Source organism: Bradyrhizobium ferriligni (assembly GCF_056837965.1).
This window is the reverse complement of sequence record NZ_JBXEJO010000060.1, coordinates 14770-26173: the sequence shown is the minus strand read 5'-3', so window position 1 is coordinate 26173 and position 11404 is coordinate 14770. Positions and strand designations below refer to the sequence as shown.

Sequence of the window (11404 nt, the reverse complement as noted above, 5' to 3'; positions counted from 1 at the left end):
TCCTCATTGCGATGTAAAGCTTTCCAGCTGCTTTGGCTCGACTGTGTATTGCGGTCGGCACTGAACCCAACCGATGAGCCGCACGACGAATTCGACAACTTACCCGTCTGAAATACGATAAAACGGCGTTCGCATCTGGTTCTCATAAGTAGGACGAGATAGATGGATTGCGATATGCCGGCCGCTGAAAACGACTGTCCGTTGCCCGCGCCTAGGGGCTCGACGCCGGTGGCCTGTCGCTACTAGGGCGCAACTATGGAGACACGACTTGCGCGGGATTGGTCAACCAACGCTTGAACGCTGCCGCCTAGCGGCCCTCACTTTCCTTTGTGCTGCAGCAACATGTGCATCACTTGCATGCGCCGCACAAATTTACCCAGAGTATCATATTCGATTTCAGCTGGACGACTTTCCACGGGCAAGCGCCATCGTGGTAACGTTTACAATAATCGGAATTTTGTTTGCCTATGCAGAGTTCAGCTTCGGCTATTTCGTAGGCTTCTATTTCTTCATCATGATCGCAGGCTATCTCTGGCTCAATCAATTCTCTGCATTCACGTACAATCATCTCTTGAGCGGCTTTTCCGCCGCCGTGTCGGCGCTCGCATTCATCGCGCCTGCACTGTTCATCAAAACTCCTTTGCCTCAACGGTACACTCTCTCACCTTGGGCCACCGACCGACTCATCAGCACAATCCTAGTACTTGGCATAGGGGTGATATCGATCGGGGCAAAGTACAATTTCAAGATCGTCTCGATGGAGCAAATTTATGACTATCGCAACGCATTGAATATGCCGAAGTTATTGAATTACATGATCGGCATCACGAGCGGAGCACTTTTGCCGTTCTCCTTTGCTTGCTGCATAGAGCTAAGGAAATTTTGGCGAGCGACATTAGCGCTCCTACTCCTTCTCGCTTTTTACCCGATTACGCTCAGTAAAGTATCTCTCCTGACGTCTGCCTGGCTCATCGCAATGCTGCTCTTTTCAAAGCTCCTTGAGTTAAGGATCGCAGTCATCGTCTCGCTGCTCGGACCTCTCGTGGCTGGAATCCTCTTCTATGCGCTAGCCAAGTACAACTGGGTCTCGCTCGAGGCAGCGAGATCTTATTTCGCGCTGGTAAACTTTCGCATGGTCGCAATTCCGTCACTCGCAATGGACTACTATAACGACTTTTTCTTCAGACACGATCTAACGCACTTCTGCCAAATTAGCGCGCTCAAGCCACTAATGCCGTGTCCCTACCACGAGCAGATTTCAGTCGTCATCTATAACGCTTTTCCTACCGGTGGAAACTTCAATGCGTCCCTATTTGCAACGGAAGGCATTGCGTCTGTCGGAGCACCATTCGCTCCCATCACGGCCTTCGTTTGCGGACTGGTGATCGCACTGGCAAACCGGGCATCGGCCCATCTCCCGCGCCGTCTCGTCCTTGTATCCGGAGCTGTCTTAGTTCAATTGCTTCTCAATGTACCGTTTACGACGGTATTGCTTACACACGGAGCGATTTTGCTGTTTTTGCTTTGGTATGTAACGCCTACGATCCAGAACGGCTCATTTGCAACCGCCCGGCATTCTGTTTCAGGGCCTGATGTACTGTGAACGCAAAGCTTGCAGCAAACGCGCCGACGGCGTCATCGTGATGCGGAACGATATCACGATTAACCAGCCCGCGAGCTTCGCGGGAGATCTGCGCAATATGGTCTGCCAGTGCTACCGGATCATCCACGCCGAAATACCGCGCACTACCCTCGGTCTGTTCTCGGTGCACGGCGATATCGGATAGGACCATCGGAACGCCAAACGATTTGGCCTCCTCAACAGTTGTGCTCCAACCCTCGAAGCGTGACGGATTAAGCAATGCAGTCGACGCCCGTAAGAGCGCGTAGACGTGGGATAGAGGGATAACACCGACATGGCGGAAGTGGGCACCAAGGCCGCGCTTACCAATCTCCGAATTAATGAGATTGTAGTACCCCGGCTCACGCCGATCCTCTGGACTGCCGGATGCACAAATGACCACGTCGACACCGCGACGCTTCAAGATCGTCAAGGCCTCAACAACGAGTTGGTGGTTTTTGTGGCGATAGAACTGATTGGGAAGATAGAGGTAGTTCGCCGGCAGACCATATGCTTCGACGACTTCGGATGGATTCGTGCTCAGGAAGGCAGTTGGCGGCCGGACCGCAAAGCGGACAACGGCGACGCGGTTTTTGACACGTGGATAATAGGTCTTGAAGTCAAGCAGAGCGCTTTCGCTACTTAGCATGATGGTTCGACCCGATGCGATCTGCATGCGGAACCCAAACTCGCGACGCCAGCGTGCGGCCCTCGGAAACAGATGAGGCAAAGTGCGATGCTGCAGATCGGGAATCCAAGCTATTGTCGGGAACGGCAGCCGCCAACCGAAAAAACGCGCCGATTCAACGACCAGATCGATCCGAGCTATCCGAAATGCCGTTGCAGCACCCTTGTCTAAGCCGAGCGCAAGCGCTGCCGTTAGGCCAGGTTGTCCGTCGAATGCGTTTGATCTCACAATCTCGACATTTGATATCGCCGCGAGGTCGGCAAGTTCATTCTCATCAGCTTGCATCCCGGCAAAGAGAACCGGAATGAATTCACCAGGCCGAAATTGGTCGAGCGCTGCGAACAGATTACCTTGATAGTTGTATCCGCCGGCCCATAGCCGACGTGAAATATGACTAAACGCGATTCGCAGTGGGCGGGGCGTCACGAAGCCTGCTCCTTGAACCAGGTCACGTAATCGGCAAGGCCCTGATCGAGCGGAATGCGCCAATCGAATCCGATCCGGCGCAGCACGGCATCGTCGGCCAACAGGCACAGCGGATCGCCGGGCCGGCTTACGCCCGAGTGTCGCACAACGGTGTTGCCGCCCCACTGCCGGCTGAGACCGGCGGCAATATCGGCAACGCTGGTCCCGCGGCCCGACCCGCCGTTGATGACCCGGAGGGCCGCTTGCGACGACGGTGCTGCGACGCTTGCGAGCAGCCTTGCGACATCGCGCACGTCGGTCCAATCGCGGATTTCGTTGCCCGTCCCGCCAAGCGTGAGCACCTGCTCCTTGGCCGCCAGCCGCGAGCAGATATCCCAGAGCAGTTGCTTGCGCAAATTGGGTCCATAGACCGAGAACAGCCGCACGATCGTGCAGCGGATGCCAAACGATTGCGCGTAGCTCCTGCACAATTGCTCCATCATCAACTTGTGCTGCCCATAGGGCGACATCGGAGTTGCGATCGCGCTTTCAGCGATCGGGCCGACATGGTCGGCTCCATAGACGGCCGCACTTGACGCCGCGATCACGGCGCAGTTCGGCGCAGATCCGCGCAGCCATTCGAGCAGCCGCGCGGTGCTCGCCACGGTGCGCGAATAGTCCTCGAACGGCCGCGCGATCGAGATGCCGACCGACGATCCGCCAGCCAGATGAAAGATCTGCGCCGGCAGCCCGTGGGCGGCCGCGAGCGCGTTGAGATTGGCCGCGTCGATTTCACCGTTGATCCAGCTCTGCAAACCAAGCCGCCGGGTTTCCACTGCATCGAGGGCGCCGTGCCCGACGCCGTGCACCGCATGGCCCGCTCCCGCCAGCTGATGCACGAGATGGCGGCCGATGAACCCATTCGCGCCTGTGACCCAGACGATCATCGCTCAGGCCTTGTGACAGACAAAGGAGTAGAGCCGGCCCGGTCGATTGTCGAAACGTTCGGCCATCGACAGCAGCGAGCCAAACACAAGACGTGACGCAAACGCGGTTCGCCACAGTGGAGCGACCGGAACCTTTTGCGTCAACCTGGTCACGATCGCCGATTTCAGGGTCTCCAGCGTATAGGGAAACAGGTTGATCGGGCTTTGCAGCGGCGCCAGCGTGTCGATCGCGGAAAAGCCTGCGGCGGTCAGGGCGCCGGTGTAGCGATCGAGCAGGAAGGCATGCTCTCCTCCGTAAAGATGATGCAACGGATGCTGCGCGAGGAACTGGGGAAGGTCCGGCTCCTTGCTGATGACATGCTCACGCGCCGCGATCAGCATGCCACCGGGCCGCAGCACCCGAAACATCTCCCGGCATGCTCCCTCGAGATCGCGCGTGTGGTGCAGCACGGCGCGGGCGAAGACAAGATCGAACGCTGCGTCGGCGAACGGCAGCCGCTCGCAAAACTCTTCGACCACCCGGATCGGCAGTTGCGTCTGCCGTACCAGGTTGCGGATCGCCGCCGCTCCCACGATCGCGCTGGGATCCGGCTCGAGCGCTCTCACGACAAAGCCGGTTCGGGCGAGCGCATAACTCGCAATGCCGCGACCGGCTCCCACGTCGAGTGCGGTACCGCACCGCCCGGCCAGCAACTCAGTAATCGCCTGCCATTCGGAGCTTTGGAAATAGCGCTCGGCGGCGCCAACCAGCGGATCGTCGTAGAACGCATCGAGCACAAGCTGGCGCTGGTCCGGCTGATTGCGCAGCCAAACTACGGCCTCCTCCCAGGTCGCGAATGCTTTCTCACCCGACATGCAAACACTTTGACTTTCTCAGATCGGTCAAATCAACTCTTGGAACTTGGTCCACTGCAGCGCTTTGTTATAGCGCTCCTTCACCATTGCATGCCCCGCTTGGGCGATCAATTTTGCAAGCTTCTCTTCTTTCATCAGCTTGCCGATCAACTCCGGTATTTGCTCAGGCGACGAGTATACCAGCATGGTTTCGCCATGAACGAAACCCTCCGGATAGCGTCCCGCATCCGTCAATAGAACCGAACCGCATCCAGTCGTTTCGAAGCATCTCATATTGCCGCGGTCCTCGCCGGCCATGTCGATCGCGCCGTTGAACACCATGCGGCTCTTTGCCATCGCGGCATAGGCATCTCGCCCGTACACCGGATCGGCGCGGATCAAACGAATATCCTCTGGGTGGCGGTACGAACGAAGCACTGGTAACGGAGCGAGAGCATTCGCCAGCCGCGTGAGGCGCGAATCCTCAAGATAAAAGCGCGCGCGGACTCCGGCCGCCGACGCCGCAGCTCGCATCGCTTGGCTGCGATTGACATGATGGCGCGTGTATCCACCAATGAAAATAACATCAAGCTCCTCCGCGCGAGCACCGGCGTAGCCGTCCATCACCGGATCATGCGCTGGAAAGAAGGATGCAACACTGCACCCCTTTTGTCGCCAATTCTCGAGGATCGATGCAAAGTTGCATACGACGAGGTCGTATTCAGTCAAATCCGCGTTTCCGGAGGGGGCAGCCCTCCAGGCGATGGACTTTTTCACACATCCCGGCAGCTTCGCAACGAACTTGCTGGAATAGCGTATCGGATCGAGATTGTAGAACACCTCGGTGCGATGCTGCTCGATTTGAGCCAGCAGAATTTGTTCCAGATCGTCCGTACGGAGATTATTCTCCTTCGCCCACAGCAACTGGAGGCGCTCGTCGTCTCCATTCGTGTAGAAGGCGTCCGGGTTGTCGGTGAGCACCGGCAGGAGGATATGCGATGCCGTGAACCGCGTATCGAGAAACTGCGCTCGCCCGGCAGCGAAATTCCGATAGGGCGTCTCGTGACGGTGGGCGCGAAAGCCGCGCGAGAGACCATTGTTCTGAAAGAGACGCATGACGATTAAGGCTCGCGATTTTCGTCTGAAGGTTGACCGAGCAGTCGAATGACTCTCGCCGGATTGCCGACGGCCAACGAATAGGGCGGAATGTCACGAGTGACAACCGAACACGCTCCAATGACTGCGCCCGTCCCTATCGAAACCCCTTTCAGGATGCTCACATTGAACCCGATCCAGGCTCGATCAGATATCACGACTGGCGCATTCGCAATCTTATCCCAGTTTTTTCGACGAGCCGCCCATTCCCGGACATCGTTGCGGCGGTCCATCCAATCGATGCTGTGCGAATCGTGATCTACGATCGTGATTCCCCATGACATGATGACGTCGTCACCAATAGTGAGGCTTCGGTAGCAAACGAGATTGCTTCGCCCGATGAACGTCCGGCTGCCGATTTGAATCCTGCCTCCGGTTTCCTCGAAGTTAATGTCGGCGTGAACAATCGAGCCTTCCCCCACCGACAGGTCATTACCGGCCGCGCGTCTGATGCGGCGCCATGCGATCGTCGATCCGCGTCCGACGCGCACCGCCCCTGAGAACCGGCTGCGCCAACCAAGGACACCATCAATCGCATCTGTCACAGCACGCCTGAACATCTTACGACCTTGCCAACATCCATTTCATGTTCAAATAAGGCCAGATCCGGCCGACACTCTTCCAATCCCAGCTCTGCGACGCCGTCAAGCGGCCGACCGCCCTTCGAAGGGGCGCTTCGTCGACGAACTGGGCGAATGCCGGAACATTCCGATCGAGCAGCTCTGCCGTCCAGCCCGCCAATGGCCCGTTCAACCATTCCGGCATCGGCGAGTTGAAGCCTACCTTGCGGCGCGCGGTGCGGATGCTTTCGGGCATCAGGTTCGCCATCGCCTGCCGCGCCACCACCTTGGTCAGGCCATCCGCCGACTTGCTCGTTTCCGGCAGCGCCATCGTGTAGGTGACCAGCCGCCAGTCCATGAACGGCATGCGGACCTCGATCCCGTGCGCCATCGAGAGCCGGTCGAAATTGCGCAGGATGGTCGGCAGCGTAGTCGAATGGAACATGCGGTAGAGGCGCCGGTTCAACGCGCCCCATGTATCAGGCAATTCATCATCCTCGGCGACCAGCGGCAGCGGCGCAGGCGCGGCCGCAACGCCTCCGCGCAGAAAGTAGTGCCCCTCGCGCCTGATCATCTGCGCCCGCAGGAAGTCGATGCCGCGCTGCGCCAGCTGCGATCGTGAAGTGAGCGCGGCTGCTGCGTTCCGAATCCGGAATGCAGCCAACTGCCCCTCCTGCAGGTAGGCGCCCATCAATTCGTCTGCCCCGTGGCCGTCGAGTGACACGGTAACGTTCTGGCGCCGAAGCTCGCGATAGATCAACCACGGCGCGCTCGGCAGCCCGATATAGACGTCGTCATTATCGTCGAGAATGCGGTCAAGGTCGGTGAGCGCGTCGGAGCGCCCGATCTCGAGAAAGCTCGGTGCCACATCGGCCCACGCGGCCGCTTCCTCCGCCATCGGCCGCTCGTCGTTGCTGGCGCCGGGAAACGTCGCGACAAAGGCGTGTCGCCAGGCCGTCGAGCCACGCGGTCCCATGCCGGCCTTCTCATGGGTCGCCATGGCGCAGATCACCGCGGACGAATCAAAGCCGCCGGACAGGCAGGTCCCGATCGGAACATCGCTGCGCATCCGCAGCGCGACGGAATCCTGAAACAGTTCGCGAAAGCGCTCGACGCGTTCGACCTCGGTATCCGGAATCGCCGGCAGGTGATCCACGGTCCGCCACCAGCGGCGCACCTGCACACGCCCCTTGCGCAGCCACATGCAGTGGCCGCCCTGCAGGCGGCGCAGTTGCGCGAACAGAGTCCGCTCGCTGCCTTCGATCCCGAACGGGTCAAGCAACAGCCGCCGCGCCACGTCGATATCGAGTGACGTCTCAACCAGCCCGCTCCGCGCCAGCGCCCGCTGTTCGGACGCGAACACGAACCGCTCGGATGACAACGCATACAGCATCGGCTTGATGCCGAAGCGATCGCGCGCCAGGAACAAATCATCCGTGGCGGTGTCGTAGATCGCCAGCGCCCACATGCCGTTGAAACGCAGCAGCATGTCCTCGCCCCATGCCTGCCAGGCGGCAAGGATCACTTCGGTATCGGACTGGCTGCGGAAGACCGCGCCCTTTGCCTCGAGCTCGCGACGTAATTCGAGGAAGTTGTAGATCTCGCCATTGTAGACAATCACATGGCGGCTATCGCCTGACACCATCGGCTGATAGCCGCCCTCGCCGGGATCGATGATCGCGAGCCGGCGATGGCCGAAAGCGACGTTTCGCTTGGCATTGAACCAGGTGCCCTCGCCGAACGGACCGCGATGCGCGATCAAATTGGTGAGCCGCGAGATGTCGGCCGGCTCCACCGGAGCGTCGCGCAGATTGACGATGCCTGCGATGCCGCACATGTCTAGATGGCCTTGAAGGGCAGGAAGCGACTGCTGATGACGCGGAGATCACGCCAGCACACGGCGCGATAGGGACCGAGCTGCGACATCGCGACGGCGGCGACAAAGATCGCCGCAGCCGACACGCCGTAGAGCGACACCACATACCACCATGACGGCGCGTGGTCGAATGACGCGTGGCCCAGCTGCGAACGCAGCGCCAGCGCGATGGCTACTCCCGTGCCGAGCGGGACCAATACGAAATGCAACATCCGTGACCACATACCTGAAAGCCGGAAGGTTCGTCGCATCAACAGCACGGTGATCACCATCTGGGCGACCATCCCGACGCAGGAGCTCCAGCCGGCTGCCTGCCAGCCGAAATGCGGCAACGCGACGGCGCTGGTCGCCAGCGTGAAGATACCCGTGACGAGCGAGATCAGCGCGTTGGAACTGGAGCGCCCCTGCGACAGCAGATAGAACGCAAACACATTGGCGCTGGACCCCAATATTCCGCTGATCGCGAGGACCACCAGCACCAGCTGAGCCTCGGCGGCGACCTCGGCGCCGGTCCATCGATGCAGCAATGCGCCTGCGACCGGGATCAGGCCGCCCAGCGCGCTCGCGGCAAGCACATTGAGAATCCAGGACGAGCGAAGCAGGAGGTCGACCTTGCGATCGTCATCCTCCCTCTGCAGGGTGCTGAAGAACGGGAACAAGATCTCGCCGATCTTCAACACGCCAATGTAGACCGCCTCCTCCAGCCGCTGCGCGACGCTGTAGAAGCCGACGAATTGCGGCTGCAGCAGCGCGCCGAGCAGATAGCGGTCCGCCTGCCCGGCGAACAGCGCGCCGCTTTGCGCCGCGAACTGCCAACCGCCAAGCTTGACCAGCGCACGCAGCGCGCCGCGATCGAGCGCCGGCCGTGCCAGCCAGTCACTGATGGCGTGGCGCGACCAGGCAAAGGCCATCATGAGATTTGTTGCAGAGCCCAAGGCCTGACAACCGAGGAAGGTCGAGGCACGCGGCGCGCAGGGGATCAGCAGCAGCATCGATATCGTCGTCACCACCGCGCCCGTGATGCTGATCGATGCGATCCGCCGATAGTCCTGACGCGCCGTGAACAACGAGAGGAAGACGGCGAACAGGCACTGGAACAGCCAACCGGCGGCGGCCAATGCGAAAGCGAGCCCGAGGTCGTCGGCGGCCGGGCCGCCGAGGTGAAATCCCAGTCGTGCGAGCGGCGCTCCGCCAAAGGCAAGCAACGCTGCGATCAGGCCGCCAAGGACGATGGCAAGCGCGAGAGCGGTTGCGAAAAATCGCCGTGCCAGGTCGCGGTCGGACGGTTCCAACCTTTGCGCGAGCTCGCGCGCCGTCGAAAGGCCGAGTGCATTGCTGAACATCAGCGCCGGCGCGACACAGGCCGTCACCAGACCCGCAACGCCGAACGCGGCGAGACCGAGCCGGAAAATCACGAATGGCAGGATCGCGAGATTGAGCAGCACCGCGACCGCGAAGGCGGTCGCGTTCCATGCCGAGTTACCGAGCAGATGGGAGGGACCCTTTTTCACCGCCATGCCCGCTTTCGGTCCACCGCTCCGATAGGCCTCAAGTGCCTCTTCCGTAAGGGCAAAACCCATTCGATATGGCGACGGGCTAGCAGCCGGCGCGGTGATTGTCGAGGGTTGGTGGACGGCGTGGAGGTGTGGGGCCAGGCCAGGACCGCAAGATACAGGAGCCGATCTTCAGGGAACCATGGCTGGTTGTTTCCGGCCTTGTTTGTGATCCGGGTAACAGTTGGAAATGCCTGCCAAATTGTCTATGGCAGATGGGCTCAAGCCCCCGGGCAGCCCGCCCAACAAGAGGTGTCTCAATGCCCTTTCCCCGCGCATCCCAAGCCCTGTCCCGTTTCACCGTGCTGGATTTGACCCGGGTCCGGTCTGGGCCGACCTGCGTGCGTCAGCTCGCCGATTGGGGCGCCAATGTCGTCAAGATCGATGCGCTACTGGAGGACGGCGGTGGCGAGCAGCCGGGCGGCCCGCGCGGCGGGTCCGATTTCCAGAACCTGCATCGCAACAAGCGCGCCATGACGCTGAACCTCAAGGACCCCAAGGGGCTCGAGGTGTTCAAGCGGCTGGCCGAACAGGCCGATGTCGTGGTCGAAAACTTCCGGCCGGACGTCAAGGCCAAGCTCGGCATCGATTACGAGAGCATCCGCAAGATCAACCCGCGGATCGTCTATGGCAGCATCTCCGGGTTCGGCCAGGACGGCCCCTATCACAAGCGCCCGGGCTTCGATCAGATCGCCCAGGGCATGGGCGGGCTGATGTCGGTGACCGGCGCGCCCGGCGGCGGACCGATGCGGGTCGGCATTCCCGTCGCCGACCTCACCGCAGGCCTGTTCTGTGCGATCGGCATCCTCACGGCGCTGCTGGAACGCGACGTATCCGGCGAAGGCCAGTGGGTGCAGACCTCGCTGCTGCAGGCCCAGATCTTCATGCTGGATTTCCAGGCGGCCCGCTGGCTGATGGAAAAGGAAGTGGCCAAACAGGCCGGCAACAACCATCCGACCTCGATCCCGACCGGCGTGTTCAAGACCTCAGACGGTTACATCAACATCGCCACGACAGGCGGGCGGATCTGGGAGCGTTGCGCGCAGGCGATCGGCGCGCCCGAGCTGATCACCGACCCCGACTACGCGACCGCCCCGGCGCGTTCGAAGAACCGCGACTCGCTGAACGCCAGGATCGGCGCGCTGACCGAGAAGAAATCGACCGAGACCTGGGTACAGGAGCTGAACGCCGCCGGCGTGCCGTGCGGGCCGATCTACTCGATCGACCAGATGTTCGAGGATGCCCAGGTCAAGCATCTCGGCATGGCCCAGCACGTGCCCAATGACGAGAACCGGCAGATCCAGCTGGTCAGCCAGCCGGTGACGCTGTCGCGGACGCCGAGCAGGATGGCCGCCCGCCCGCCCGAGTTCGGCGAGCAGACCGAGGAGCTGCTGGCCGAATTCGGGTTTGATAAGGACGAGATCAGCGAACTCCGGCATCGGAAGGTGGTGTAATTACTGCTCGTTCCGGAATGACAAAACCTCAGAACTGGCGCTTTTTTGCCTAGCGGCGATCACCAAACAGCTTGCTTCGGTGGTCGCTTGCAAACGGCCGATCATTTTGATGCAATAAGCGCTTTAGCCTCAGCGTTCATGAGCGTCTCAAATATGGTTCCGCCGACCCGCTTGATCCCTCCATTGTGTAGAGAAGCTAGCCGTGACACGCGGATGCTATACTACTCGGCCTCCTCCCTGATATGCCCAGCTAGCCTGTTGGTAGACGACCTAGCGGAGCAAACCCTCCGGGTCTCCGGGCACGTCGGCGG

9 protein-coding genes are annotated in these 11404 nt (G+C 60.5%); 2 read left to right on the top strand and 7 right to left on the bottom strand.

The window, feature by feature from the left end; translation table 11 throughout:
* Positions 1 to 268: 268 nt before the first annotated feature.
* Positions 269 to 1603, top strand: coding sequence for a hypothetical protein (locus AC1VNY_RS30255; protein ID WP_141382101.1), 1335 nt, complete (start codon positions 269 to 271; stop codon positions 1601 to 1603).
* Here AC1VNY_RS30255 and AC1VNY_RS30250 read toward each other — a convergent pair.
* From AC1VNY_RS30250 to AC1VNY_RS30220, 7 genes are all read right to left on the bottom strand, one after another.
* Positions 1539 to 2735 (bottom strand): glycosyltransferase family 4 protein, encoded by a 1197-nt coding sequence (locus AC1VNY_RS30250; RefSeq protein ID WP_080650392.1) that lies wholly within the window; start codon positions 2733 to 2735, stop codon positions 1539 to 1541. The genes AC1VNY_RS30255 and AC1VNY_RS30250 overlap by 65 nt on opposite strands.
* Positions 2732 to 3661 (bottom strand): NAD-dependent epimerase/dehydratase family protein, encoded by a 930-nt coding sequence (locus AC1VNY_RS30245; protein ID WP_018272678.1) that lies wholly within the window; start codon positions 3659 to 3661, stop codon positions 2732 to 2734. Before AC1VNY_RS30245 ends, AC1VNY_RS30250 begins: the two co-directional genes overlap by 4 nt.
* Before the next feature lie 3 nt (positions 3662 to 3664).
* Entirely contained in the window at positions 3665 to 4438 is a 774-nt protein-coding gene (locus AC1VNY_RS30240) for a class I SAM-dependent methyltransferase (RefSeq protein WP_245467171.1), read from the bottom strand.
* Positions 4439 to 4543: 105 nt separating this feature from the next.
* Entirely contained in the window at positions 4544 to 5611 is a 1068-nt protein-coding gene (locus AC1VNY_RS30235; protein WP_018272680.1) for a glycosyltransferase family protein, read from the bottom strand.
* 5 nt (positions 5612 to 5616) lie between these two features.
* Positions 5617 to 6210, bottom strand: coding sequence for an acyltransferase (locus AC1VNY_RS30230; RefSeq protein WP_018272681.1), 594 nt, complete (start codon positions 6208 to 6210; stop codon positions 5617 to 5619).
* A gap of 1 nt (position 6211) precedes the next feature.
* Positions 6212 to 8047: an asparagine synthase (glutamine-hydrolyzing) gene (asnB, locus tag AC1VNY_RS30225; protein WP_018272682.1), complete on the bottom strand. Its 1836-nt coding sequence runs from the start codon at positions 8045 to 8047 to the stop codon at positions 6212 to 6214.
* A gap of 2 nt (positions 8048 to 8049) precedes the next feature.
* A complete protein-coding gene (locus tag AC1VNY_RS30220; protein ID WP_018272683.1) occupies positions 8050 to 9603 on the bottom strand; it encodes a lipopolysaccharide biosynthesis protein in 1554 nt (517 codons plus the stop codon).
* 296 nt (positions 9604 to 9899) lie between these two features.
* Here AC1VNY_RS30220 and AC1VNY_RS30215 point away from each other — a divergent pair, with 296 nt between their 5' ends.
* Positions 9900 to 11093, top strand: a complete 1194-nt coding sequence (locus AC1VNY_RS30215) for a CaiB/BaiF CoA transferase family protein (RefSeq protein WP_026193041.1) — start codon at positions 9900 to 9902, stop codon at positions 11091 to 11093.
* Positions 11094 to 11404: the final 311 nt, after the last annotated feature.

Excerpts from the sequence above, each read along its gene's own strand:
- AC1VNY_RS30230 (WP_018272681.1), bottom strand. The coding sequence starts at position 6,210 with ATGTTCAGGCGTGCTGTGACAGATGCGATTGATGGTGTCCTTGGTTGG.
- AC1VNY_RS30235 (WP_018272680.1), bottom strand. The coding sequence starts at position 5,611 with ATGCGTCTCTTTCAGAACAATGGTCTCTCGCGCGGCTTTCGCGCCCAC.
- AC1VNY_RS30245 (WP_018272678.1), bottom strand. The coding sequence starts at position 3,661 with ATGATCGTCTGGGTCACAGGCGCGAATGGGTTCATCGGCCGCCATCTC.
- AC1VNY_RS30220 (WP_018272683.1), bottom strand. The coding sequence starts at position 9,603 with ATGGCGGTGAAAAAGGGTCCCTCCCATCTGCTCGGTAACTCGGCATGG.
- AC1VNY_RS30215 (WP_026193041.1), top strand. The coding sequence starts at position 9,900 with ATGCCCTTTCCCCGCGCATCCCAAGCCCTGTCCCGTTTCACCGTGCTG.
- asnB (WP_018272682.1), bottom strand. The coding sequence starts at position 8,047 with ATGTGCGGCATCGCAGGCATCGTCAATCTGCGCGACGCTCCGGTGGAG.